Annotated in this window: 28 protein-coding genes and 1 tRNA gene; 18 read left to right on the forward strand and 11 right to left on the reverse strand. The window is 41.8% G+C overall.

Annotated features, from left to right (window positions below; all coding sequences use genetic code 11):
• Window positions 1-52: 52 nt before the first annotated feature.
• The gene (locus RE474_RS08345; protein ID WP_309309922.1) at window positions 53-751 is read left to right on the forward strand and encodes an RAD55 family ATPase; all 699 of its coding nucleotides are present in this window, start codon (window positions 53-55) and stop codon (window positions 749-751) included.
• 147 nt (window positions 752-898) lie between these two features.
• Complete coding sequence (locus tag RE474_RS08350; RefSeq protein WP_309309923.1) at window positions 899-1,159, forward strand: YhbY family RNA-binding protein; 261 nt, start codon at window positions 899-901, stop codon at window positions 1,157-1,159.
• Between the two features lie 19 nt (window positions 1,160-1,178).
• Here the strand turns inward: RE474_RS08350 and RE474_RS08355 are convergent, their stop codons facing one another.
• Window positions 1,179-1,508 (reverse strand): DUF190 domain-containing protein, encoded by a 330-nt coding sequence (locus RE474_RS08355; protein WP_309309924.1) that lies wholly within the window; start codon window positions 1,506-1,508, stop codon window positions 1,179-1,181.
• 166 nt (window positions 1,509-1,674) lie between these two features.
• Here RE474_RS08355 and RE474_RS08360 point away from each other — a divergent pair, with 166 nt between their 5' ends.
• Both RE474_RS08360 and RE474_RS08365 read left to right on the forward strand, forming a co-directional pair.
• Window positions 1,675-2,100 (forward strand): hypothetical protein, encoded by a 426-nt coding sequence (locus RE474_RS08360; protein ID WP_309309925.1) that lies wholly within the window; start codon window positions 1,675-1,677, stop codon window positions 2,098-2,100.
• Window positions 2,063-3,178 carry a thioredoxin family protein gene (locus tag RE474_RS08365; RefSeq protein WP_309309926.1) on the forward strand — a complete coding sequence of 372 codons (1,116 nt, stop codon included), beginning with the start codon at window positions 2,063-2,065 and terminating at the stop codon, window positions 3,176-3,178. The genes RE474_RS08360 and RE474_RS08365 overlap by 38 nt, the downstream gene beginning before the upstream one ends.
• Here the strand turns inward: RE474_RS08365 and crcB (RE474_RS08370) are convergent.
• The 5 genes from crcB (RE474_RS08370) to RE474_RS08390 form a co-directional block, all read right to left on the reverse strand.
• Window positions 3,171-3,521 carry a fluoride efflux transporter CrcB gene (gene crcB / locus RE474_RS08370; RefSeq protein ID WP_309312230.1) on the reverse strand — a complete coding sequence of 117 codons (351 nt, stop codon included), beginning with the start codon at window positions 3,519-3,521 and terminating at the stop codon, window positions 3,171-3,173. The genes RE474_RS08365 and crcB (RE474_RS08370) overlap by 8 nt on opposite strands.
• Complete coding sequence (gene crcB, locus RE474_RS08375; protein WP_309312231.1) at window positions 3,511-3,858, reverse strand: fluoride efflux transporter CrcB; 348 nt, start codon at window positions 3,856-3,858, stop codon at window positions 3,511-3,513. Before crcB (RE474_RS08375) ends, crcB (RE474_RS08370) begins: the two co-directional genes overlap by 11 nt.
• Before the next feature lie 43 nt (window positions 3,859-3,901).
• Complete coding sequence (locus RE474_RS08380) at window positions 3,902-5,086, reverse strand: molybdopterin molybdotransferase MoeA (RefSeq protein WP_309309927.1); 1,185 nt, start codon at window positions 5,084-5,086, stop codon at window positions 3,902-3,904.
• A 21-nt stretch (window positions 5,087-5,107) separates the two neighbouring features.
• Window positions 5,108-5,389 (reverse strand): ubiquitin-like small modifier protein 1, encoded by a 282-nt coding sequence (locus RE474_RS08385; protein WP_309309928.1) that lies wholly within the window; start codon window positions 5,387-5,389, stop codon window positions 5,108-5,110.
• A 100-nt stretch (window positions 5,390-5,489) separates the two neighbouring features.
• Window positions 5,490-5,567 (reverse strand) — tRNA-Pro (locus RE474_RS08390).
• A 372-nt stretch (window positions 5,568-5,939) separates the two neighbouring features.
• Here RE474_RS08390 and RE474_RS08395 point away from each other — a divergent pair.
• The 4 genes from RE474_RS08395 (at window position 5,940) to RE474_RS08410 (ending at window position 10,767) form a co-directional block, all read left to right on the forward strand.
• Complete coding sequence (locus RE474_RS08395) at window positions 5,940-6,398, forward strand: hypothetical protein (RefSeq protein WP_309309929.1); 459 nt, start codon at window positions 5,940-5,942, stop codon at window positions 6,396-6,398.
• 22 nt (window positions 6,399-6,420) lie between these two features.
• Window positions 6,421-7,368, forward strand: coding sequence for a radical SAM protein (locus RE474_RS08400; RefSeq protein WP_309309930.1), 948 nt, complete (start codon window positions 6,421-6,423; stop codon window positions 7,366-7,368).
• 252 nt (window positions 7,369-7,620) lie between these two features.
• Window positions 7,621-8,733, forward strand: a complete 1,113-nt coding sequence (locus RE474_RS08405; protein WP_309309931.1) for an NHL repeat-containing protein — start codon at window positions 7,621-7,623, stop codon at window positions 8,731-8,733.
• A 90-nt stretch (window positions 8,734-8,823) separates the two neighbouring features.
• Complete coding sequence (locus tag RE474_RS08410; RefSeq protein ID WP_309309932.1) at window positions 8,824-10,767, forward strand: 6-bladed beta-propeller; 1,944 nt, start codon at window positions 8,824-8,826, stop codon at window positions 10,765-10,767.
• Between the two features lie 112 nt (window positions 10,768-10,879).
• On the opposite strand, the gene RE474_RS08415 is transcribed toward RE474_RS08410, so the two are convergent.
• The 5 genes from RE474_RS08415 to sppA all read right to left on the reverse strand — a co-directional run bounded on the left by RE474_RS08415 (window position 10,880) and on the right by sppA (window position 14,792).
• A complete protein-coding gene (locus RE474_RS08415) occupies window positions 10,880-11,653 on the reverse strand; it encodes an ABC transporter permease (protein ID WP_309309933.1) in 774 nt (257 codons plus the stop codon).
• A gap of 1 nt (window position 11,654) precedes the next feature.
• A complete protein-coding gene (locus RE474_RS08420) occupies window positions 11,655-12,206 on the reverse strand; it encodes a UbiX family flavin prenyltransferase (protein ID WP_309309934.1) in 552 nt (183 codons plus the stop codon).
• Window positions 12,207-12,219: 13 nt separating this feature from the next.
• Window positions 12,220-12,573, reverse strand: coding sequence for a prenylated flavin chaperone LpdD (gene lpdD, locus RE474_RS08425; protein WP_309309935.1), 354 nt, complete (start codon window positions 12,571-12,573; stop codon window positions 12,220-12,222).
• Between the two features lies 1 nt (window position 12,574).
• Window positions 12,575-13,777, reverse strand: a complete 1,203-nt coding sequence (locus RE474_RS08430) for an HD domain-containing protein (RefSeq protein ID WP_309309936.1) — start codon at window positions 13,775-13,777, stop codon at window positions 12,575-12,577.
• 76 nt (window positions 13,778-13,853) lie between these two features.
• Window positions 13,854-14,792: a signal peptide peptidase SppA gene (gene sppA, locus RE474_RS08435; RefSeq protein ID WP_309309937.1), complete on the reverse strand. Its 939-nt coding sequence runs from the start codon at window positions 14,790-14,792 to the stop codon at window positions 13,854-13,856.
• Window positions 14,793-14,901: 109 nt separating this feature from the next.
• Here sppA and cofD point away from each other — a divergent pair, with 109 nt between their 5' ends.
• The 10 genes from cofD to pscS all read left to right on the forward strand — a co-directional run bounded on the left by cofD (window position 14,902) and on the right by pscS (window position 24,046).
• Window positions 14,902-15,813 carry a 2-phospho-L-lactate transferase gene (cofD, locus tag RE474_RS08440; RefSeq protein ID WP_309309938.1) on the forward strand — a complete coding sequence of 304 codons (912 nt, stop codon included), beginning with the start codon at window positions 14,902-14,904 and terminating at the stop codon, window positions 15,811-15,813.
• A gap of 156 nt (window positions 15,814-15,969) precedes the next feature.
• On the forward strand, window positions 15,970-16,377 hold the full coding sequence (locus RE474_RS08445) for a hypothetical protein (protein WP_309309939.1): 408 nt from the start codon (window positions 15,970-15,972) through the stop codon (window positions 16,375-16,377).
• 73 nt (window positions 16,378-16,450) lie between these two features.
• Window positions 16,451-17,578: a magnesium chelatase ATPase subunit I gene (locus RE474_RS08450; RefSeq protein WP_309309940.1), complete on the forward strand. Its 1,128-nt coding sequence runs from the start codon at window positions 16,451-16,453 to the stop codon at window positions 17,576-17,578.
• Between the two features lie 13 nt (window positions 17,579-17,591).
• Entirely contained in the window at window positions 17,592-19,256 is a 1,665-nt protein-coding gene (locus RE474_RS08455) for a VWA domain-containing protein (protein WP_309309941.1), read from the forward strand.
• Window positions 19,257-19,319: 63 nt separating this feature from the next.
• Window positions 19,320-19,883, forward strand: a complete 564-nt coding sequence (gene hpt, locus RE474_RS08460; RefSeq protein ID WP_309309942.1) for a hypoxanthine/guanine phosphoribosyltransferase — start codon at window positions 19,320-19,322, stop codon at window positions 19,881-19,883.
• Window positions 19,876-20,871, forward strand: coding sequence for a diphthamide biosynthesis enzyme Dph2 (gene dph2 / locus RE474_RS08465; protein ID WP_309309943.1), 996 nt, complete (start codon window positions 19,876-19,878; stop codon window positions 20,869-20,871). The genes hpt and dph2 overlap by 8 nt, the downstream gene beginning before the upstream one ends.
• Window positions 20,872-20,873: 2 nt before the next feature.
• Entirely contained in the window at window positions 20,874-21,461 is a 588-nt protein-coding gene (locus tag RE474_RS08470; protein WP_309309944.1) for an METTL5 family protein, read from the forward strand.
• A 211-nt stretch (window positions 21,462-21,672) separates the two neighbouring features.
• A complete protein-coding gene (locus RE474_RS08475; protein ID WP_309309945.1) occupies window positions 21,673-22,356 on the forward strand; it encodes an exosome complex RNA-binding protein Csl4 in 684 nt (227 codons plus the stop codon).
• 80 nt (window positions 22,357-22,436) lie between these two features.
• On the forward strand, window positions 22,437-22,715 hold the full coding sequence (locus RE474_RS08480) for a DNA-directed RNA polymerase subunit L (protein WP_309309946.1): 279 nt from the start codon (window positions 22,437-22,439) through the stop codon (window positions 22,713-22,715).
• A 173-nt stretch (window positions 22,716-22,888) separates the two neighbouring features.
• Entirely contained in the window at window positions 22,889-24,046 is a 1,158-nt protein-coding gene (pscS, locus tag RE474_RS08485; protein ID WP_309309947.1) for an O-phospho-L-seryl-tRNA:Cys-tRNA synthase, read from the forward strand.
• Window positions 24,047-24,060 lie beyond the last annotated feature (14 nt).

Here is a 24,060-nt window from a genome sequence, read left to right on the forward strand (position 1 = left end):
GATTACTCTCTAAAGGGCAAATCCTATATACAATCCCAATGAAGAGGGAAACATGTCCGGCTACTCTTTAGGCATCAAGGAACTGGATGAGCTTTTGGGCGACATCCGGGAAGGAACTAATCTTATGATGATAGGTCCTCCTATGAGCCGAAAAGATGACCTGCTGGATGCCATTGTTTTTAACAGCCAGAGTCCGGCCGGATCTGCTATAATAGTATCTACACGTGAGCCAGGGGAACGTGTTCTCGGATGGTTCGAAGATAATGGTTTGGACACATCAACTGCTGATATTGGCATTGTTGACTGTGTGACCAAGACACTTGGGCTGGGTGCATCAGATACTGAAAAGATAAAGAGGGCATCAAGTCCTGTAGATCTCACCGGTATCGGTGTGAAGATCAGCCAGTTCTTTGAAGAGATGCTGGTAAGAAAGAAGAAACAACAGGTTCATTTGTGTATCAACTCACTGTCAACTATTCTCATGTATTCTAACATACAGACAGTTTTCAGGTTCCTGCACGTCTTCACCGGACGTGTTAAAGCCGCTAACGGTTTTGGCTTGTATGTGGTTGAAGATGAGATGCATGATGCACAGACAATAGCTACCCTGAAACAGCTCTTTGACGGAATGATCGAAATAAAAGCTGTCGGAGATGCCTATGCCATGAGGGTAGTGGGAATGACCTCAAAGCCTACTCCATGGTTTGAGTACGCTATCGAGGGAAAAGATATCGTTCTCAAGAAAACATAAAACTGCCACGTAAGGCAGTCATATTCTCTTGTACTACTTTTGCATGTGTTTTACAAACTTGAAGATATCCAATGGTCAGTTTCAAATATTCAATAATCAACTTATGACATATAATCAATATTTAATGCAAATTATCGGAGTATCATTATGGATAAAGATAAATTATATCAATTAAAAAATGAAGCAACAAAGATCAAACCTATAATCAATATAGGAAAGAACGGAATCACTGATTCTGTAGTAGAAGAAATAAAAAAGCAGGTAAAAGCTAATCGTCTTATTAAAATAAAGATGCTCAAGACCAGCGCAGAAGGAGAGGACATCAAAACATCTGCTGAGAAACTTGCAGAAGCAACCAAGACTACCCTTATTGACGTAAGGGGAAGCACAGTTGTTCTCTACAGGTGATAAGAGACTTCCAGTCTCTTCACTCTTCTTTAAATCCTTCTCCAGAAACCACTTCCACTTCCTGCACTATCATAAGCTCAGTGGGAAGCATTTCCTTTAGCTCAGGAATAAGTTTTCTTATCTTTTCTTCCTTATCCACTGCCTGAACAATTACCGGCAGGTCTGTTCCAAGTCTCATGACACTTGCAGTGTGTATCTTGTGGTGCACTCCGTATCCTTCCATGCAATGGTGGACTGTGGCTCCTGCAATACCTTTGTCTTTCAAGAACTCAATGACTGCATGGTGTGCCGTTTTGCCTTTATACTTGTCATTCTCGCTCAGATATATTCTTAAAAATAATGTTCTCATATTTTCCCCTGAATACCTTGCTTGTTAATGCAAATGAGGTAATGTTACATCTTTTTTCTGGTTATCTCCAATGTAAAAGTTGTTCACTCTGCTATATAGATTATATGATTAGGTTGCATGATTAGGTTTAGTAAACTTTATAGCTTAAATGCTAATACCAATACTTATGGAAAAAAACAATCATAATGTCATTACAGTTCTGGCTGTTCTGATACTAGTGGGGATAGCAGGTGCCTACACGTACCTGGGTTCGGATAGTGTGGATACTGACGTAAGTTCTTCAGAGGCTATAGCGATTGTTGAAAGTAATCCAATAGCGATTAATTATTCCGGAGAATATTTCCATGTGGAAGAATGGAGGGTGGCAAATACTGAGCTTGTAGACTCCGTTCCTAACGGCACCGTTGAAGAGAATAGTGTCTGGAGGGTCAGGATAATGGAACGCAGTTGTGCATGTTCCGGTATCAAGGATCTATACGTGATCGAAGGCTTTGTCTCTTCCAGCACAGGCGAACTCCTGAGCATTGAAACCAAATCCGTTCTGGAAAGCGAGTATGATAAAAAGACCTGTTCATCGACATCCTGTCACTGAACGAAATAAATGCAGGTTTTTGCTTGCATTTTTATTTACCTTTATCTTTCTCACTGGTTTAGCTCAGGCTACAGTTTCTGTAGAATATTTCTATGAAGATGGCTGCCTGAAATGTGCACAGGCATCACCTGTGATCGAAGATGTGGTCTCCGTTTATCCTGATATTAACTTCACTTCATATGAGATAAAATCCGCTTTCAGTCTGGCTAAAAGTTATGGGGTGACAACCGTTCCTGCTGTTGTCGTAAATGGAAGTACTGTCATTGGTTACAACGACTATGAAGGTGACACTGAGATACTCCGTTCTATGCTTTCTGAAGCAATAGAAAGAGCTCCTGTTATGGATTATGAAAGCGATTCATCAAAAGTAGAAGCTATATCTGATGAATCATTAGATGATCATACTCCTGCTGTGATTTTCATTGCAGGTCTTCTGGCAGGTTTCAATCCGTGTCTTATTGCTGTTATGGCTTTCCTTGCCTCAGCAATTGTATCCTCCGGAGGTTCCCGCAAGGACATGCTTGTTCTGGTTATCGGATTCTGTGCCGGGATATTTGCAACTTACATGGTTGTAGGGTTTGGGATACTGAACACAATTACATCTTTTCCCGGACTCAAAGATGCAATAACAGCATTCATGATATTCCTTGTAGCTATTCTTGGAGTCTGGCATATTTATGATGCATATTACATAAGCAAACATTCAAAATCATCATTCAAAACCCCTCATTCATTTGTGGATATGATGAACCATGCAAGAGGCAAGAATATACTTCTCATCTCTTTCGTTGGCGGAGGGATATTCTCTCTCGTAAAAGCCCCATGTGTAGGTGCTGTTTACCTGATGATCCTTGAAATGCTCCTGTCCGGTGGCAACACTGTTAATGCTGTGCTGTATATGGGTATCTATAATTTTGCAGTTGTCCTGCCAATTCTGATACTTGGTGCACTTCTTGCTTTTGGCCTGGACCCAAAAAAAGTCAACGAATTCAGGGAAAAAAAGCGTGTGGAAGTGCGCCTGATTACCGGAATTATATTGATCTTGCTGGCACTGCTCTTGCAGTTGAACATCATCTGACAAGAACATGTGCTAAAAACACTGCAAAAAGGCACAACAAAAGATTAAGTCCGATATTCATCAGAAAATGCTTGTTCTCTCCCTCATCCAGAAGCCTGAAGCTTTCATACGCGAATGTAGAGAATGTTGTAAAAGATCCAAGCATTCCTATACTTATCATATAACGCAGTGTTCCCTCTAACGAAGTGAATGTCAGCACCGCGAGCACAAAGCTGCCAATGGTGTTCACTGCAAGTGTCCCGGCAGGAATCTCATTTATTCTGGGGATTGCACCTGAAACAAGGTATCTGAGGTTAGCACCAATGAAACCTCCGATTCCTACAAGAAGGATTTCATATGCCAGCTTCTTCCCTCCTTCTTACTAGGTAGATAACCAGTGCCCTGCCGGTGAAAATTCCAGCAAGCGTTAATACAAGACTGGCAAGAATGTTGAATGCAGCTTCAGCCAGCTGCATCTGGAATGTCTGAACCGTGAACGTAGAAAAGGTTGTGAGTGACCCGCAAAATCCAATTCCGAAAAACAAACGTGTCCTTGGTGATATAATTCCAAGGTACTCGGAGCTGTACATGAGGATACCAAGCAGTATGCTCCCAAGCACATTTACCACAAGTGTTCCGGATGCAGAAGTAAAGTATCCTGCAATAAGGAACCTTGATATTGCTCCGAAGAACCCTCCCATGCCAATGGTGAGAAGTTCTGAACCCTGGTTTTTCAGATAATCACTATTCAATTAACACTACGTCCACTTCGCTTCCTTCTTCGCACCCTTCAACATTTTCCGGGATTATAACAAACCCGTCGGATTTTGCAATGGAACTCAGTATTCCTGCACCAGCTGTCATTAGCGGATGAGCAATGCCACCTTCGAGTATTACCCTTGCATAGCTGAGATATCCTTCCCTTGAGAGTATTTTCCCGCTTAATGTGGCTTTTACTGTTGTGTCCGGTATATCCGGTATATTTCCGGCTTTTCTAAGTGCAGGTTTACCAAAAGCAAAGAGTGCTACAAGTCCTGCTGCCGGATATCCGGGCATACAGAGTACTGGCACATTTTCAACAATTCCAAGTGCAGTAGGTTTTCCAGGACTGAGTCCCACTCCATGAACCAGTTTCCTGCCCAGTTTCTCCACCACAGCCGGGACAAAATCCCTGTCTCCAACCGAGGTTCCCCCGGAAACTACGATCATGTCAGTGTCGAGGTTTGCTTTGATTGCTTCTTCAATGAGATTCGCATCTTCAGGAACGATATCGCAATACACGGCAGTTCCGCCCCATTTCTCTACATACTCTCCTATCATGAGGCTGTTAATGTCAAGTGTTTTACCGGGTGCGGGTTCTTCATCTCCGGGAAGCGGGAGCAGGTCATTGCCGGTAGGGATGATTGCAACAACAGGTTTTGAATATACTTTGACTTCACTGATTCCAAGCGATGCCAGCACTGCAATATCACATGGCCTGAGGATGTGGCTTTTGTTGAAAATGATCTCATTCTTCCTGACATCCTCGCCAATCTCACCAACGTTCTTTCCGGGATGTACCTGCGCCCTGATCTCGATCATATCTCCAATGGAAATGGTATCTTCCATCATCAAGACTGCATCCGCATCATCAGGTACGTAATCTCCTGTATTGACCGGGGTGCAGGTTCCTTCCATGATCTCATCGGATATCTGGAGCATAACAGGGTTTGTTGGAGATGCACCTATAAGGTCCACAGACCTTACTGCAAATCCATCCATTGCTGAACGTCTGTAATGAGGAACATTGCGTGGCGCAAGTATGCTTATTGAGAGCACTCTTCCGATTGCAGACCTTACAGGCAGTACTTCCGTTCTGTCAATACAATTTATCCCGGCAAGGAACATCTCCTTTGCCTTTCCGACATCTGTGCGTTCTCTGAATATCATTCAAGTTCCTCAGTTGTCAGTTTAACCGCCGGATACCGGTGGGAATATTCCCAGCTCATCGTCATCGTTCAGGATAGTATCCAGTCCTTCCATGTGTTTGATGTTGTTTCCATTCAGAAATACATTGATGTAACCACAAAGTTTTACATCGTCTCCTACCTCGAATACAAGTTCTTTAAGAGCAGGATATTGTTCTGTAAGTGAAAAGAGTACCTCTTTAACAGAGTCTCCAGTGAGTGATAATGACGAAGTTTGTGCAATCTCCCTGAGATTTGCAAATAGTTTCACTTTAATGTTTGCCATGGGGACATTATTCCTGACGGATATGTTATAAAACTAATCCTGTAAGGCAAAAACCAAGCTAATGGTCATAAAACAATAGTAGAAAAGTTGTAAAAAGTTCTGGTGGGATAGCGCGGATTTGAACCGCAGTCCAAGCGTCCCAAACGCTCGAGGATGGACCAAGCTACCCTACTATCCCAATCAGATTCAGAAGGGTAGCCCTTACATATCATATATTGTATAAAAAGGTTTCGAGTGGCTAGGTTTGAGCTTAAAAAGGAGGTGATATATTTGTATTTTCATCACGTAAAGTGTGTATATCAATTTTTAAATATATATAATGTGGAGGGGACATTGTAAAGTATCATTGAGAAGTCTCAATATTTTGATGGAATCCATTATTATAATATTGTAATTTAAGACTAAATCATTGTCTGTAGTCATATACATTCAATCAATCACAATCTGCTGTCCTCTATTAATATAATTAATATATACATTTGGGAATATTTGTCAATGTTCCGCAGGATATTTATACAAAAACTGTATCTCTTTTTTTTATGGTGTACTTATGATGATTAAAAATACAACTGCCCATAAAACAAAAACCAGCGATCTAGGTATCGTTCTCTTTGCAGCTAGAACAGACCAGGAATTTGCATTCTTGAGGCAAAATCAGACAAAAGAAAATTCATCATATGGGAACGAGTGGAACGACACGCATCGATATGATCAACATAGCTATGAGAATGTCTACAATCAAGGCTATTCTGATGGAACATATGGCAATTTTTACTCAAACGGAGCTTCTTGTGAAGAACAAAGTGAAAACGACAAAATGACCTTTGAATCAATTCCTCTAAAAAACCTACTGCAAATACGAGCTGATGGTTTTATACACAACTTTGCCAATCAAGGAATCTTCTTTGCTAACGAAAACGGACTAACTCTATTAAATGGAATAAAAGAAAAGACCATTGGGCAAATCAGAGTTCAGAACCCTGAAGTTATCAAAGCGCTGATGATCTAATAAATGTGCTGGATCTGAAAATATGAGTGAAAGACCACTACCAAGTTTTCCTTTCCGGATAGAGTTTGAGGTTACTGGCCTTTGTAATATTGACTGTAAATATTGCTATGCCAGACCACTAAGTTCACTTACTCCAACAGTTGATCAACTTTGCTTCCTCTTCAATAAAACAAAAGAAGAAGCTGATCCTTTTGAAGTAATCATACTTGGAGGAGAACCTTTCATCCGAAAAGATATTATTTCCATTCTTGAACTTGCTCAGGGTATCTTTAAAATCCAAAAAATTGGTGTCAGTACTAACGGTACGTTAATCCACAAATTAACAACAGATGATTTGACAAGATTAAAAACGTTGTCAGAACGTGGCCTTTCATTTCAGATCACATTAGACAGTACAAATCCAGAGATACATGACATCTTAAGAGGAAAAGGAAAGGATACCCTTGCAGGATTAAATACCTTTGAAAAAGAGGATATTCCTTTTGTTATTGGCATGTGCCTGACTTCACATAACTATTCCGATATTACAAATAGTATCACTCAATTGCTAACAGATTATTCTCAATTATCTCATATTAACTTAATGCCGCTACAGCCCTTTTCTCCGAGTGATAAAACATACTCCTCGTATTGTCTTGCATCAGAACAAATGAGAAAAATCCGTAATGAAGTAGCAGACATTATCCTGGACGCTGGGCGAAGTGATGTAACTATTTCAGGCGTTACCGATTGTGGCGAAGCGATTGATGCTCTTCCATTAATCAATACTTACAACTTTAAAACATGTCTTGCAGGCCTAACCAGGGCTGGTGTATATCCAGATGGCAGTGTTTCTCCCTGCACAACAATGAGAAACCATTCACTTGGAAATCTCTACAATGAAAGCTGGAAAGAAATCTGGACTAGAGCACGTAAACGATTCGAGAACTTGGACATAACAGGTAGTCAATGTCATGCTCTGTCAACATAAGTGCTGACTATATACACTACATAAAATAATTGCAGTTAGGCCGATTCTTATTTAATTCGTTTCTGCAAAACAGTTTATGAAACTATAATATAAATAATAATTCTCATCGGTATAAATAGTAAAAATTATATATGTATGTCCTCTTTCCCATTTGATGTGGTTTTAAAATATTGAATTGTTATTAAAGCTGTCAATGGATAAATCGGGTGGTCAAAAATGTCCTATCACAGTTTCGATTAATTGGTGGTAAAAATGAAAGAACAACAAAAATCAATTTACAAAAAAGTATCAATTTGCTTTATCTTATTGAGCCTTGGCTTGATGAGCGCTCAGGTAGCATGTGCTGAAACCTATACTTTGGACGAACAGTGGGATGACTTATCTATAGAAGGTAGTTGTGTTGCCATAGATTCTTTTGATAATGTTTATGTCGGGTCTTCTCAAACCGTTGAATACTACAAGTATGATAGCAATGGGAATCTCATAATGGATGTTGAAATCAATGATCATGTAGGTTCTATTGCCTGTGATTCCTCCAACAATGTGTACCTTCGAGCTAGCTATTTTATTTACAAGTACGATAGCAATGGTGACTTAATTACTAAATGGAAGCCCAGTGGTAGCCACTTTGCTGTTGATTCTTTGGGTAATGTTTATACTTACTATCTGAATTCCCTTCATACAGAGTATAACGGAATAAAGAAATATGATAGCAATGGTAACTTAATTTCTGAGTGGTATTCAGAAGGTAGCGAGGACGGACAAATTATTCCCAGAACTTCAGGAGACTACATTGCAGTCGATTCATCAGATAATGTTTATGTTACTGATTATAGTAACATGCGCATTCAAAAATTTGACAGCAATGGCAATTTTATATCTAAGTTAGTTTTTGAAGACTGCCATAACATGGCTGGAATTGCTGTTGATTCGTCCGATAATCTTTATGTTGTCAAGGCTGATGATTCTATAAGGAAGTATGATAGTACTGGTAACTTAATTGCCGAATGTGATATTAAAGGCAACGGCATAGGCATCATGGATGTTGAAGTTGATTCATCTGGCAATCTTTATACCAGTGGCTACTCAGTAATTAAAAAATTTGTTTTAAATACTCAGGATGTTGGGCAAAGTGAAGATGCTGATCAATCGACAGAACAATCACAAGATTCAGATTATGCAAGTGAGATCACTTCTGATTCTGTAACTGAACAAACTCAAATGAGCAGCGTGGAAAGTGAAGATGGTGTCGCGGAAACCGAGGCTGCTACAACTGAAGATACAGATAATGCAAAATCACCTGGTTTTGGAATCGTTTGCGGAATTGTATGCTTGTTTGCTGCGGTTTTGTACAATAGAAGATAAAATTGCAGATAGCAGCTCGAAGATATGAGAACTTAAGTCTCATATCTTTACTTTTTCAAATATTTATATTAAACTAATTGAGGAGTGAATATGATAAATAATCTTATTTGGAAAAAAACGTCATTAATTCTTCTTTTACTGATTTCTATACTGGCCAGTGTTTCTGTAACGCATGCTGAAACTTATTCATTTGTGACAGAATGGGGTTCAAGTGCTAATAACGGTTATTATGAATATCATCCGACCAGTGTTGTCGTTGATTCTTCTGGAAATGTTTATACAATTGACAGTTATGCCGTGGCATATGATTCAGACATAAACATGATTAAGAAGTTCGACTCATCAGGCAACAAAATTGCTGAATGGGGTCCTTCAGGGAATGGAGACGGTGAACTGGCTGTTGCAAACGGTCTTGCTCTGGACTCATCAAATAACCTCTATGTTGCAGAAAGAAATCGTATACAGAAATTTGATAGCGATGGTAATTTTATTCTTAAATTTGGTTATCAGGGCAGCGACGATGGCGAATTTAATTATATCCGCAGTATTGCCGTTGATTCGTCAGGCAATATTTATGTCGTTGATTCTCAAAACCAGCGTATTCAGAAGTTCGATAGCGAGGGCAACTTCATTACAAAATGGAAATGCAATGTACTGGATATAGCTGTCGATTCATCCGGATATGTTTATGCCGCTTCAAGTAACAACATCCAAAAGTATGATGGAGAAGGAAACTTAATCGATGAATGGACAGCTTATAACTTCGTTAATATTGCAGTTGATAGTTCAGATAATGTTTTCATTGCAAATCACAACTTAATTCAGGAATTAGGTTCAGATGGTACGGTTATTAATTCATGGGGTTCCGCCGGGAATAGTAATGAAGAACTCGATTACATTTATGATCTTGCTACCGATTCATCGGGTAATGTCTATGTCGCTGACTACGGGAACCTTTGCGTAAAAGTATTTGATGATGCTGGCAGCTTCCTGAGAAAATGGAGTTATGAAGGTACAAAAGGCGGGAAATTCAATCTCCCGAATGGCATAGCTGTTGATGCTTCTGGTTCTGTTTATGTCGTTGATTCCGGCATGCCTTCCACTGCAAGTACAAAAGGTATCAATTCCCGTATTCAGAAATTTGATAGTAACGGTAACTTCATTTTTAAATGGGGTTTTAATGGGGCAGGCGAGGGACAATTTAGCAATCCAACGGATGTTGCCGTTGATTCATCAGGTAATGTCTATGTTGTGGATCATGACAATGCACGCATTCAGAAATTTGATAGTAATGGTAATTTCATATTGGAGTGGGGTTCTTCCGGTCATGGAAAAGGAGAATTTGATAATCTTGGTGGAATTGCTGTCGATTCTTCCAGTAATATTTACGTTGCAGATTCAGGGAACTATCGTGTTCAAGAGTTTGATAGCGATGGCAATTCCATAGCTATATGGGGTTCACAGGGTGCAGATGATGGTGAATTTTCATCCATAAATGATGTTGCTGTTGATTCTTCAGATAATATCTATGTTGCTGACGGAAAATATATCCAAAAATTCGATAACAAAGGAACTTTCATAACCAGATGGGATTGTGGTTCCTATGCAGTTATATGGAAGATTGCTATTGATTCGTCGGATAATATTTTTGCAGCCTGCAACAATAATCTTGTTCAGAAATATGATAGTGATGGCAATATCATAACTGAATGGGGTTCTAAGGGTGACGGAAAAGGAGAATTCAGTAATCCATCTGGAATTGCAGTCGATTCTTCTGGAAACGTATATGTTGTTGATAGTGGAAATGCACGAATACAGAAATTCGCAGTGAGCAGTCAGGCAATTGAACAAAATGTAAACGACGAGGATAACTCCGAAAATACTGTAGCAGAGTCTATTAGTGACACTTCTGTAGAAGATGCTGCAACAGATATCGAAACAGATGAAAATGCTGAAAGTTCACAATCCCCTGGATTTGGAATAGTATGCGGAACAACAGGGCTGATTGCTGCATTTTTATATCGCAAAAAGTAAAACACAATTTAAGAAAGGATGAATATTTTTTCTCCTTTCTTTCTTCCTTTTTAACCAAATCCTATTATCAGAACATTTGATGACGATTTAGATTCATTGATCTAATTATTTCTCACTGGTCAACTGCGCTGTCAAAAGCCCTGCTTCCAATTGTCATCATAATAAGTGCAAAAGCTGTGATAACTCCAAGTGACAGGGTGATAGGCACATCGGAAGCGTCCAGCAGCATCCATCTCAGTGCTTCCACACCATACGTTAGTGGATTCAGGTGAACAGGTATGCTCAGCCAGCCTGGGAGATTCTCCATCGGGTAAAATGCAGTGCTTGTCATAATGGTTGGAAACGTGATGAAAGTCATCATCATCTGGAAACCTTCATGTGATTCTATTTTAGAGGCTAATGTAATGCCAAGACCAATGAACCCCAGTCCCATCGTGAACATTATCGGAATGCACAGGAGCTCTCTCCATATGGAAACATATTCTATTCCAATAACTCCGCTGATGATCATGAGCAGTGTGCCCTGCACCATTGCGGTTGTGACTCCACCAGCAGCTTTTCCAAGAGCAGTGTAAAAGCGGCTTACAGGCGCCACTAGAATCTCTTTCAGGAAGCCGAATTCCCTGTCCCATATGATAGAAATTCCTCCCATAAGCGATGCGAAGAGAATTGACATGCCTATGATTCCCGGAGCCATGTAATCAATATACCTGCCGCTGCGAAGGGTCATGGTACTTCCCAGTGCAGAACCCATAATCACAAGAAAAAAAAGTGGCGTTGCAAGGGAACCTATTATCCTTGAACGTGAGCGTTTATATCGCAGCATTTCACGCAGCCACAGGGTGAACACTGTGTTCAGGCAGAGTCTTTTTCCTGAAAGTGCCATCTCACTCCCAGCGTTTGTAAACGTCGTTTTCAATATCCATCAGGTCAAGTGCCCGACCTGCCATTGAATTTACAAGATCATCGATTGTCTTTGGTTTGGAATAAAAACCCGGGCATGCTGGCAGAATTATTCCGCCGGCTCTCTCAAGTCGCAGCATATTCTCAAGGTGAATCTGGTTCAGAGGAGTTTCACGTGGCATAAGCACCAGTTTTCGTCTCTCCTTGAGGCAAACATCAGCGACCCTTCCTAGCAGGTTGTCAGACATTCCGCCTGCAATCTCACCAAGTGTTTTCATGCTGCATGGGGCAATGATCATCCCGTAGAACCTGTGAGAACCACTTGCAATTGGCGCTGTAAAGTCGCTTTCATCATAGACAGCATCTGCCAGCCCTTCGACATAGGGTAACTCGTAATCAGTCTCTATCTCAAGTATCTGCTTTGCAGCCTTTGTCATGACAAGATGGGTAAAAATGTCTGTTTTTGCAAGAATTTCCAGTAAACGTATTCCGTAAGCAGAACCCGAAGCCCCGCTGATACCTATTACTACTTCCATTAAAATCCCTCTCCTACTTTTCTATAATTACAGCAAGTTCACTGATCATTTCCTCTGATGCAGCAATGATTTCATTTATTTCATTGAGTGTAATATTGTCCAGATGAATGCCAACTATGAATACGGATGTCGCTTTGCAGGCTTTGCTGAATGCCTTTGCACCATTCAGTGCGATTTCAGTTTCCCTGTGTCCTGGTGTTGTAACCACAGATGAAGATGCTCTTTTTGATTCATGGTCATAGAACCCGACTCCAACAGCTCCTACGTGTTCATCACCACCGGTAAGGCTGGCAACATAATCCTTACCTGTCTTTTTCCATTCAAGCACAAGGCTGATACCCGCCGCAATCTTCCTGATCTCCAGCATATTATTCCTCGATTTCTGTCAGACGGAACTGTTTCGTGGTCCTTTTGACTTCAAAGAAGTTCTTTGCCGCCTTTCCGACAGCTTCCCTGTATTCGGTTGGAGTATAAACTCCCATTTTCCAGTTATCCCGGTGTGCCTGCTCCAGGGTGGCAACAACATGAGATGCCTCATCAAGTCTAAGCATTCTGTTATTTACTTTCACAAGAGCTTTCATTTCAGCTATTTCCGGATTTCTGGGAATATCGATAAGCACAGCTTCAGGCTCAATCCCAACTTCAGATGCAATTTCAGCTTCCACTCTTTTGATGTTCTTGCGATGTTTAAGTACTCCCTCGCCGACTTCCTCAAACCCAACATACATCGCCCTCTTGTAGAGTTTCCTGTTGTCAAGTCTCTGTGCAAGCTCACCTGCATAACCATCATCGTTGCGTATCATTTCCAGCAGTCTGGAGTCATCCATCTTCCTGAGGTCAAAAGGATTAAGTGACCTTTTCTGGATAAGATCATCAACTGCTCTTGTAAACATCGTTTCAGCAATTCTTGATACATGATGATAGTAAACTGACGGATGCATCAGGAATCTGGAAACCAGAAGTGATTCTGCTGCCTTGACACCGCCAGCGTTCACTACAAGATTGTTCTCATAGAACTTCATCTCATTGATGAGCCTTACATGGTCAACAAGACCAAAAGCGACTCCAGTATAATGAGAATCTCTCACAAGATAGTCCATTCTGTCAACATCTATCTCACTGTTGAGTATCTTTCCGATGTCTGTTTTTCCCTGTATGTGGTCTTCAATGGCTGCCGGATTCAGGCCGTTATCACTGAGAATGTCACCAAGTTCACCTTTTTTAAGAATCTCACGAACATCCTCATGGTGCTGTCTTGTGTAAAGTTTTGTAAGGTTTTCTGTTACGTGTGAGTATGGTCCGTGTCCTACATCATGGAGAAGAGCAGCAACCCTGAGTTCTTCTTTTTCATCATCTGTGACTGAATCTATCTTTCCGGTTAGCATGGTGGCAAGATGCATGACACCCAGAGAGTGCTCAAAACGTGAATGGTTAGCTCCGGGATAAACAAGGTTTGACAGGCCAAGCTGGCTCAGTCTTCTAAGTCGCTGCATCTGCGGTGAATCGATTATCGATAACGTGAGCGGGTCAAGCTCAATATATCCATGTATAGGGTCACGGATGACTTTCATACAACCTACATATACTTCATCTTATAATGATTTTGCACTCGTTTCTGTTTCTGCTCACCTGTCAATGTCAGTAATCTCAAAAATACATCCCATAGGATGGGGACGTTTCTTCAACAGATGTTTCTGCCAGACCTTTTCCAAGACCGTACCCGAAAGAATACAATGCATCATTGAATTTCATCCCCAGAAAGCCGGAAGATTTCCCTCCGTATTCATATAGTTCCGGTTCACCTGATATGCCTGCCATCTCTGCGGCAATATCTATTGCATCTTCCTCGGTTCCTACCATATCAACAAGTCCTGCTTTCTTTGCCTGGGAACCACTGTATATCCTGCCGTCTGCAACCTTGTAGGTTTCCTCCAGGGTCATGTTCCTGTTCTCTGCTACCCATGAGACAAAGTCATCATAGCTTTCGTTAACAATGGACCCAAGCATTTCCTTTTCTTCTTCTGTCATGGGTCTTGTGGGGGAACCTATGTCCTTGTATTCACCGCTTTTGATAGTTGTAACGTTTATACCAAGGTCATCCATCAGGCCATAGTAATGGATAATTTCCATTCTTACTCCTATATTACCAACAAGCGACTGTTTTTCAGCCACAATATAATCAGTAGATGATGCCGCCTGATAAGCTGCGGAAGCTGCCATTGATTCAACGTATGCCACAACAACTTTCTTTTCAGATGCTTCCTTTATTGCCTTTGCAAGTTTCTCACTGGCAATGGCTTCGCCGCCGGGAGAATTAATCCTGATGATGATAGCTTTTGTTCCGTCATCTTCCTGCGCATCTTCTATCCATTCTATATAGTCCTCAACTCCGGGTTGATAATCACTGAAAAGACCTTCTTCTGTACCTCTGGAATATATTGTTCCATCAAGGTCTATAACAGCGATATCTCCTGATGATCCCTCTATTGGAATATGCATAATAGCTACAATAATCCCTGTGAGCGCAAGTATTAGAATGACTATGGCCAGAATGCCATAGGCCAGTATTCTTCTTGATTTCTCCAAAATTCCTTCTCCTGATTTCTCTGAAATAAACTTATATTATTTTACGAGGTCTTTACTTATATAGCTTGAACCGTATAACGAAGCAAAACTGGCAAGGAGATGTACTAAGATGATTATCTTTTCAGGCGGCACCGGCACACCCAAATTACTGAACGGCCTTCGCGAAGTTTACCCCGAAGAAAAGATCACAGTTGTGGTTAACACTGCGGAAGACATATGGGTTTCAGGAAACCTGATCACACCTGATATTGACACTGTGCTCTACCTGCTTTCAGGCAGGCTTGACACTTCAAAGTGGTGGGGTGTGAAAGATGATACATATCGAACTCACGGTGCCATGAAGGAACTGGGATATGATGAGGTTATGATGCTTGGTGATATTGACCGTGCAACCCACATAATGCGTTCAGACCTGATAAGGAGTGGCCTTACACTTACAGAGGCAACGATAGGTCTTTCAAAATCATTCGGTGTAAAGGCCAATGTGTTCCCAATGTCTGATGACCCGGTTTCAAGCATGATAAATACACCGGAAGAAAAGATGCATTTCCAGGATTTCTGGGTTGGCAAACATGGTGAGCCTGAGGTTCTTGAAGTATGCCAGGAAGGTATTGAAAAGGCAAGTATCTCTCCGGCTGTTGTGGAGGCTCTGGAAAGGGAAGATAATGTTCTGATAGGCCCGAGCAATCCTATAACAAGTATCGGACCAATAATCGAGCTTCCGGGAATGAGGGATATTCTGAAAGAGAAAAAGGTGATCGCAGTCAGTCCGATAATCGGAACCGAACCTGTAAGCGGACCGGCAGGTAAACTTATGACTGCAAGGGGGATTGAAGTTTCATCTTATGGCGTTGCTTCATACTATTCTGATTTCCTTGACCATCTGATAATCGATGAGCGTGACCCGATTGACGTTGGACGTTTCAGTGAACTGGGGTGCAGTGTTTCAAGAACTGATACTTTGATGAAGACTGTGGGAATCAGTAGAAATCTTGCTGAAACAGTATTAAAACAGTTCTAAATAATGCAGAAACAGTCTTTTGCTCTGCATACATTCATTTTTATTTAATGTGGCTCACTAACTATTTTAATAAGTATATTTTTATTATTATAATGCATATATCCCGTATCTCCAATTTGAGGGCATACCAACAAAACATACTCCTAAGGTGAAATTGTGGGTGATGAATGGAAAATAGATTTGAAAATCCCTGATATAGGGATGATGGTCACGCTTATGACATCTGCTTTGTGCTCAGTGATAATGGGCGCGGCAGAGATCGCTTACACTATGCTGTGGATCACAGCTTCATATGTGAGGCACGGAAAAGACTTTTTCATAGATCTTCTGAACGCCAAGGCGTTGACATGGACAGCAGAATATATTCTGGTTGCAGGATCACTGTTACTTCTTTCAGCCATCCTTTTTCTTTTAAGTTCCACATTCTCTCTCTATGAGCTCAACGGACTGGCAAAAAATGCAGAAAAGAAAGTACACACAAAAGTTGTGTTCGGATTCTTCATAGGTGGACTAATTCTCCTATTCATGGCACTTATCTCTGCAATTATTCTGAGGTATCTGTAAAGTTCAGGAACACTAAAAGCAACAACAAACGCAACAAACAAAAGTCAAGATTTCATGCTGGGAAGGCGATAATATGAGTTCAAGTATCATCGGGACAATTACAGAGGTTCCTAAAGTAGTAGAAAACGAGTCTCCGTCACAATATCTGGAGGATATTGCCAGACAGGCTACAAAGACAGAAAGAGTGCTTTATCCGATTGCTGGAATTGTCGGACAGGAGAAAATGCTCCGCGCACTCATTCTTAACACTATCAATCCATCTATTGGCGGTGTTCTTATACGCGGTCAGAAAGGCACTGCAAAATCAACTGCAGTAAGGGGCATTGCTGAAATATTACCTGAGATCGAAATGGTCGAAGGTTGTAAGTTCAATTGTGATCCAAACGATCCTGCAAAGTTCTGCTGGGAATGCCAGGAGAAGAAACGCAAAGGTACAATGTACATTGGCAGGCGCCAGATGAGGGTCGTGGACCTTCCTGTGGGCGCAACAGAAGACAGGGTTGTCGGCAGTCTTGATATCGAAAAGGCTGTACGCCAGGGTGTACAGGCATTTGACCCTGGAATTCTTGCCCAGGCAAACCGTGGTATTCTTTATGTTGATGAAATAAACCTGCTTGACGATTTTGTAGTCGATGCACTTCTGGACGCGGCTGCAATGGGTGTAAACACCGTTGAACGTGAAGGAGTAAGCGTAAGCCATCCTGCAAATTTCATTATTGTGGGAAGTATGAACCCTGAAGAGGGTGAGCTACGTCCGCAACTGCTTGACAGGATAGCATTGCAGGTTGAGGTCACAGGTATCTATGATGTAGAGCAGCGTATTGAGATTGTTGAAAGACGTAACAGGTTCAACGATGAACCTAAACAGTTCATCCGTGAGTTCGAGTCCGAGCAGGAAAAACTGCGTTCAAAGATTGTAAAAGCCATGCAAATGCTTCCACGTGTCACTACAACAAGGGACAACCTGCGTACAATTGCCGAGATCTGCATTGCTTTTAATGTGGACGGACACCGTGCGGATATCATGATAGAGCGTGCCGCCAGGACAAATGCTGCTTATGAGGGCAGGGAGCGCATCACCAACGATGATATCATTGAAGCTTCTGAAATGGTGCTTCCTCACAGGATGCGTAAGAAGCCATTTGAAGAAGAAGAGTTCAGTGTTGACCAGCTAAGAGCGGTGGTTGACGGCAAGGTTTGAATGAGGTGCGGGGATGGACGACGAACTTGTTCAACGCCTGCGCAGGAATCTTCCTCGCAATTATGGCATTAAAGTGTTGTACTTAGGTTATCCTGTGCTTGGTCTGCGTATTCCCCGAAATTCCGTTTCAGAATTTTCCAAACAGGATACGGATATTCTCTACGAGAACCTGTATGCAAATATGGAGCAGATAAGACCGGGTGAAATAGGGGATGTCTGCATAGTTGCAGATTCAGACTATATGTCAATAGAAGCTGAAACCTTTTTCAAGCCTCTTATAGGAACATCAGATTCAGCTCTTGCAGATGTATTCCGGTATGCTCAGGACAGTGTAGCTATCGATGATGCTATCATCCTTCCTCCTGATATTTCAGAACCGGATAGTTCTCTTGTAGAGGATATAATTCCTGAAGATTCTTTTGTGGGTACTGAATCCTCAGACCATCAGGAAATTGACCCTGAAAGGTCGATATTTGCTGATATTCTTGAACCTGTTGAAGATGACATTTCTGAAGCTGAAGTAAAGGCTGAGCAGAAAAATTTGGAAGTAAATGTTAATCTGGAAGTTCAGTATAGTATGGAAGCTCCTGAGGAAGATTATCCTGTTGAGGAGCTATCCTTTGAAGCCCCTGCTTCTCTTCTCGATGAAGTTCTTCTTGAAGCTGAGTACAGTGAGTCCGAGGAAATATGTATTTATGAACCTGAAGTATGTGTAGACCTTACTCCAAAGGAATACGTTCCCATTCTCAGCCATGACGAACTTGAGGAAGAGTTAGAGGTTGAGTCAAGAGTTTCGAAATCAGAATCCGGTAAATTGTTTGATGACCTGAAAGAGGACAGGACAGTTGGTAAGATCCTCAATGACTTTGCCCGCAACTCCCAGAAGAAGAGGCTTGCAGCAGGCAGGCTGAAATCCGGAAGGCGTGCAGAGGTGCTTACCAAGAGCAAGCGCGGACGTTATGTAAGGTACAGGATGCCAGGGGAGAGGATCACTGATATTGCTATTGCTCCAACTGTAAGAGCTGCTGCTCATCACGCAAAGGATGGTAAGATAGAGATCAAGAAAGGTGACATCAGGGAGAAAGTACGAAGAAGACGTATTTCCAGCCTGATCAATATTGTTTTTGACACATCCGGTTCAATGGATGAGAGCGACAAGGTTCAGATAACCACAAGCGTTGTTCTTGCACTGCTGAAAGACGCTTACCAGCGCAGGGACAGGGTTTCACTGGTAACATACAGTGGTCGTACAGGGGAACTGGTGCTGCCGTTCACTTCATCGGTGGAAGCTGCAAAAAGGTATCTTGAGAAGGTTCCTTTCGGGGGGACAACTCCTATGGCCTCCGGGCTGCTGAGAGGTCTGGATACTCTTGTCCGTGAAGTGAAGAAAGAGCCATCAGCTGTTCCTATTATGATACTTGTAACAGATGGCACTGCTAATTCTCCGCTGCATCTTGGTGGCAATATCAAGAGGGAGATCATGCAGGTCTGCAAGCAGGTAGCTGACCACCGCGTCAATATTCTTGTTGTTGACATAAGTGCAACCGGTTCAATGCTTGCAAAAGAGGTTGCAATGAAAAGCAATGGAAGTTATTATCATCCTATGTCACTGAGCAAGGAAGCCCTTTATTCTGCTATTAAGCAGGAAAGGGACCAGGTAACGGCTTTCGCTGCTTAATGACCGTGAAGTTTTACTTCAACGGTCTCCTTTTATATACTGGCAGGTAGTAAGGCGGTAACTATGCTAAAGATACTACGTGAATCCCTGCTGAATGCGCCAATCGTTCACAGGGGAAAATACCATTATTTTATTCATCCGATATCGGACGGAGTTCCAAGGCTCGAGCCGGAACTTCTGGAAGAGGTAACGGAACATATTCTGGGAATGGTCAGCAGGGATTTTGACAAGATAATTGCCATTGAGGCTATGGGAATACCTCTGGCAACTGCAATATCCATGAAGACCGGAGTTCCATTCTGTATTATAAGAAAGAGACCGTATGGTCTTGAAGGCGAGATAAAACTGTCACAGGAAACCGGTTACTCCAAGGGTGAGCTTTACATAAATGACATCTCTGAAGGTGACAGGGTTCTTATTGTGGATGATGTCATCAGCACCGGGGGAACCCTTGTGGCACTGATGAGTGCTCTTAAAAGAGTTGGTGCCACTGTAACCGATACTATTGTAGTTATTGAACGTGGTGACGGTGTTTCCAGATTGAAGGAAATGGACATTGATGTGAAAACACTTGTCCGTATCGATGTGACAGAGAAAGGCGTTTCCATTGAGGATATACATGAGTGACGGTGAAGCTTTCGATTTCAGGATTGAATACATAATTTCTGTAATTAATGATACAGGTGCAAAAGTAGTGGGATTGCAGTTCCCGGAAGGTTTCAAGAGACGTTCCCCGGGAATAGCTTCACGTATTGAGGATGAAACAGGTGTAACAGTATTCGTCTCCGGGAATCCATGCTTTGGAGCCTGCGACCTTGATGTAGCTCTGCTCAATGATGTTGATATTCTTTTCCATTTTGGACATGCTCATCTTGATGATAACAAACTCTCACAGAAAGTATATTTCATAGAGACAAGGTCGGCTGTCGATGTAACGGATGTTGTGGAACTTGCAGCTTCCAGACTGGAAGGGAAACGTATCGGTCTTATCACAACGGTACAGCATGTACATAAACTGGATGATGCTGTAAAGGTTCTGGAAAAGCATGGAAAGGAATGCGTGATATGTCAGGGTGACAGCAAGATTGCATATCCGGGTCAGGTGCTTGGTTGTAATTTCTCAGCCGCCCGTAATGCAGATTGTGATGAATATCTTTTCATTGGAAGCGGACAATTCCATCCGCTTGGTGTTTCACTTGCCATGAAGAAACGTGTTCTTATAGCTGATCCTTTTGTCAATGAACTCAGGGAAGCGGATTATTCTAAAGTTCTGAGACAGAGAAGTGCTGTCATTGCAAAGTCCCTTGATGCAGAGGTCTTTGGTATTGTTGTATCATCTAAACCGGGACAGGAGCGTATGGAACTTGCCATGGATCTTAAAAGGATGGCAAAAAAGCATGGCAAAAGTGCTCATGTTTTTACAATGGATCTAGTAACGCCAGACCAGTTATTGCAGTTCAGGGTTGATGCTTTTGTTAATACTGCATGTCCCCGTCTGGCAATTGATGAGGTTGGAAGGTTCAATGCTCCAATGCTTACTCCACTGGAATTTGAGATAGTGCTTGGTGAAAGGGAATGGGAAGACCTTTACTTTGATGAGATCACAGGTGAATAAGATTGAAGCAGCGTAAGCTTGAGATGTTGCTGGAGCAGGTGGAAGGTTTCGATTCTCCCAATGTGAACCTGGAGCAGTATGCTACTCCTGCATTGCTTGCTGCTGAAATGCTTCATTTTGCATTTATGCAGGGTGACCTTGAAGGGACGGTTTTTGACCTTGGATGCGGAACAGGTATGCTTGCCATTGGTGCAAAGCTTCTTGGAGCTGAGAAGGTTGTTGGTTTTGACATTGATAACAAGGCTCTGGAAGTTGCCCGCAGAAATGCCGAGAAGCTTGGAGTTGATGTTGAGTTCATCCATGCTGATATTTTTGAGGTTGAAGGGCACGCTGATACCGTTGTCATGAACCCACCGTTTGGTGCTCAGACCAAGGGTAATGATCGACCGTTTCTTTTAAGTGCGTTGAAAACCAGTGATGTTATATATTCCATTCATAATTGCGGGAGCCATGATTTTATAAGTAAGTTCATAGGTGATGCCAGAATAACAGACTGGTACTCAACGGCATTTCCAATGAAACGAACATTTAAATTCCATAAAAAAGAAGTAGAAATGGTAAAAGTAGAGATTTATCGTATAGTACGATAATATTTTAAGAAATGCGGTTCTTACTTGAAGGAATTCATGGATTTGTGCATTTTTATATAGTTTCAGATTATAAGAAGGGATTCTAATTAGGATAAGAAATAGACGTAAGACTTCACGCAGGAAGATCAAATCATCTGATTCTGAAGACCAGCAGGTAAGTGAAGAAGAGGTTCTTTCTTCAGAAGCAGAAGTAATCGAAGCAGAAGAAGTTGTGGATGACTCTGTTGAAGAGAAAGGACAGGGCCGTAAAAGAAGGTCAGGAAAGAGAGATAATAAGCCCGATGAAGGATCAACAGAAGATGATGATATGGATGATGAAGAGGAACTTAGTACAGAAGAATCTGTATTTGTAATGCCTGGTGATTTTGTAGGAACCACTGAAGAGTTCAGGGCAGGCGCAGGAACTTATGTCAACGTTGCAGATATTCACTCACTTAACACAGGATATGTAAAAGTTGACAGAAAATCAAGAACAATCTCTATAGTACCTCAGACAAGCATTCCTCCTGAGATCAAGGAAGGCGATATTGTTATCGGAAGCGTTGTCAATATGCGTGATTCAGTGGCTCTTGTCGAGATCGGTGCAATCAAAGGAAAGGGAGAGCGTGAGTTCCAGACTAATGGTGCTGCAGCAATCCATGTATCCAACGTGAAGGATTCCTATGTCAAAAACCTTGGCTACGAGTTTTCACTTTCTGATGTTGTGAAGGCAAAGGTCATTAATACTCAGAACATGCGTCTGAGCACAGATGACAAGTCCCTCGGAGTTATGAAGGCATATTGTTCAAGGTGCCACAGCCCACTGGTAAAGGACAGTAAGAAACTGAAATGTCCTGAATGTGGCCGCACAGAGACAAGAAAGCTCTCTGCAGACTACGGAACCGGAATCGTTTAATCGATTCCCGTTTGATTATCGTTTATATATAGTTTAAACTTACAGTTTAATAATTACACATTACTTATGGTGAGATAAAGATGGAATTGAAGATCATTGACAAAACAGAAGATGAAATGCATCTTGAGATCATTGGTGAGAACCACACCCTTCTCAATATGCTCAAGTCCGCTCTGCTCGATGACAAGAGAGTTCAGATAGCAACATACGACATGAAACACGTATCAATTAGTGATCCTATCCTTTTTGTAAAGACAGATGGTGCAGATCCTATTGAGGTCGTGAAGGATGCTGCTAACAATATCGTAAATGATTGTGACGAGTTCCTTGATGTTTTCAAGACAGCTATTGATATTTAATTTGTTTTAAATTGCACTTCGGTGCTCTTTTTCTTTTATTATACTTTTCTTCTAGTTGGAACTATGCCATTTTTCTGAATTACATAGTATCAAAGAATTTTACAACGAACATTTTTAACTAGTATTGGAAAGTTCACTATCAACTATAATTCACAGATTTACAGGGTAATATTATGGAACTTGATGATTCTATTCTTAGTAAATTCGGGTTTATCGCACGTGGTCCGAAAGACGCGATAAATATTGATCCGTTGCAGACAGGCGGAAAACTCACAGAAGACGCCCGCAAGGCACTTGTTGAATGGGGGGACGGATACTCGGTCTGTGATTTCTGTGGTGGTGTCCTTGACCTTATCAAAAAACCTCCAATTGAGGAGTTTGTTCATACCGCATTGCCTGCATTTCTTGATACGGATGCCGTGAGGATAACCCACGGTGCAAGGGAATCCAAGTTTGCAGTCATGCATTCCATTGCTCAGGAAGGCGATTATGTTGTACTTGACGGGCTTGCTCACTACTCATCATTTGTTGCTGCGCAGCGTGCAAGGCTGAATATAAAGACCGTTCCGCACAGTGGAAGTCCTGAATACAAAACAGATGTTGAAGCTTATGCTACTGCTATTGAAGAGGTCATAAGTGAAACTGGTAAAGCTCCTGCACTGGCTCAGGTCACATATCCTGACGGAAGTTACGGTAACCTTGCAGATGTGAAGAGAATTTCCGATATCTGCCACAGCTATGATGTGCCTCTTATGCTCAACGGAGCTTATTCTGTGGGCAGGATGCCTATCCATGCTAAGAAGATGGGTGTTGATTTCGTAGTTGGAAGCGGTCATAAGTCAATGGCTTCATCCGGTCCCATAGGTGTGCTTGGTGTAAAGGAAGACTATGCTGACATAGTTTTCAGAAAATCCCCGACTCATAAAGTAAAAGAGGTCGAGCTTCTCGGATGTACTGCAAGAGGTGCAACCGTGATGACAATGATTGCATCTTTCCCAGATGTTGTACGCAGGACACAGAACTGGGACAATGAGGTTGCAGATGCACGCTGGTTCTCAGCCAAGCTTGAGGATATGGGCATCATGCAGATGGGTGACAAACCACACAACCATGACCTTATGTTCTTCGAGGCTCCTGTGTTCTATGATATTTCACAGACAGCAAAGAAGGGCAGGTATTTCCTTTACAAGGAGTTGAAGCAGCGTAATATCCATGGTATCAAGTCAGGACTTACCAAGTACTTCAAGCTCAGTACTTTCCAAGTTGGCAGGGAGAATCTATCATATGTTGCAGATTCTTTCCAGGAAATTATCGATAAGTACCAGAAATGAACTTCTGGTACTTT

The sequence above is a fragment of the Methanolobus sediminis genome (genome assembly GCF_031312595.1).
Classification (GTDB): Archaea; Halobacteriota; Methanosarcinia; order Methanosarcinales; family Methanosarcinaceae; genus Methanolobus; species Methanolobus sediminis.

Excerpts from the sequence above, each read along its gene's own strand:
- RE474_RS08345 (WP_309309922.1), top strand. The coding sequence starts at position 53 with ATGTCCGGCTACTCTTTAGGCATCAAGGAACTGGATGAGCTTTTGGGC.
- RE474_RS08350 (WP_309309923.1), top strand. The coding sequence starts at position 899 with ATGGATAAAGATAAATTATATCAATTAAAAAATGAAGCAACAAAGATC.
- RE474_RS08355 (WP_309309924.1), bottom strand. The coding sequence starts at position 1,508 with ATGAGAACATTATTTTTAAGAATATATCTGAGCGAGAATGACAAGTAT.
- RE474_RS08360 (WP_309309925.1), top strand. The coding sequence starts at position 1,675 with ATGGAAAAAAACAATCATAATGTCATTACAGTTCTGGCTGTTCTGATA.
- RE474_RS08365 (WP_309309926.1), top strand. The coding sequence starts at position 2,063 with ATGATAAAAAGACCTGTTCATCGACATCCTGTCACTGAACGAAATAAA.
- crcB (WP_309312231.1), bottom strand. The coding sequence starts at position 3,858 with ATGGGAGGGTTCTTCGGAGCAATATCAAGGTTCCTTATTGCAGGATAC.
- RE474_RS08380 (WP_309309927.1), bottom strand. The coding sequence starts at position 5,086 with ATGATATTCAGAGAACGCACAGATGTCGGAAAGGCAAAGGAGATGTTC.
- RE474_RS08385 (WP_309309928.1), bottom strand. The coding sequence starts at position 5,389 with ATGGCAAACATTAAAGTGAAACTATTTGCAAATCTCAGGGAGATTGCA.
- RE474_RS08395 (WP_309309929.1), top strand. The coding sequence starts at position 5,940 with ATGATGATTAAAAATACAACTGCCCATAAAACAAAAACCAGCGATCTA.
- RE474_RS08400 (WP_309309930.1), top strand. The coding sequence starts at position 6,421 with ATGAGTGAAAGACCACTACCAAGTTTTCCTTTCCGGATAGAGTTTGAG.
- RE474_RS08405 (WP_309309931.1), top strand. The coding sequence starts at position 7,621 with ATGAAAGAACAACAAAAATCAATTTACAAAAAAGTATCAATTTGCTTT.
- RE474_RS08410 (WP_309309932.1), top strand. The coding sequence starts at position 8,824 with ATGATAAATAATCTTATTTGGAAAAAAACGTCATTAATTCTTCTTTTA.
- RE474_RS08415 (WP_309309933.1), bottom strand. The coding sequence starts at position 11,653 with ATGGCACTTTCAGGAAAAAGACTCTGCCTGAACACAGTGTTCACCCTG.
- RE474_RS08420 (WP_309309934.1), bottom strand. The coding sequence starts at position 12,206 with ATGGAAGTAGTAATAGGTATCAGCGGGGCTTCGGGTTCTGCTTACGGA.
- lpdD (WP_309309935.1), bottom strand. The coding sequence starts at position 12,573 with ATGCTGGAGATCAGGAAGATTGCGGCGGGTATCAGCCTTGTGCTTGAA.
- RE474_RS08430 (WP_309309936.1), bottom strand. The coding sequence starts at position 13,777 with ATGAAAGTCATCCGTGACCCTATACATGGATATATTGAGCTTGACCCG.
- cofD (WP_309309938.1), top strand. The coding sequence starts at position 14,902 with ATGATTATCTTTTCAGGCGGCACCGGCACACCCAAATTACTGAACGGC.
- RE474_RS08450 (WP_309309940.1), top strand. The coding sequence starts at position 16,451 with ATGAGTTCAAGTATCATCGGGACAATTACAGAGGTTCCTAAAGTAGTA.
- RE474_RS08455 (WP_309309941.1), top strand. The coding sequence starts at position 17,592 with ATGGACGACGAACTTGTTCAACGCCTGCGCAGGAATCTTCCTCGCAAT.
- hpt (WP_309309942.1), top strand. The coding sequence starts at position 19,320 with ATGCTAAAGATACTACGTGAATCCCTGCTGAATGCGCCAATCGTTCAC.
- dph2 (WP_309309943.1), top strand. The coding sequence starts at position 19,876 with ATGAGTGACGGTGAAGCTTTCGATTTCAGGATTGAATACATAATTTCT.
- RE474_RS08480 (WP_309309946.1), top strand. The coding sequence starts at position 22,437 with ATGGAATTGAAGATCATTGACAAAACAGAAGATGAAATGCATCTTGAG.
- pscS (WP_309309947.1), top strand. The coding sequence starts at position 22,889 with ATGGAACTTGATGATTCTATTCTTAGTAAATTCGGGTTTATCGCACGT.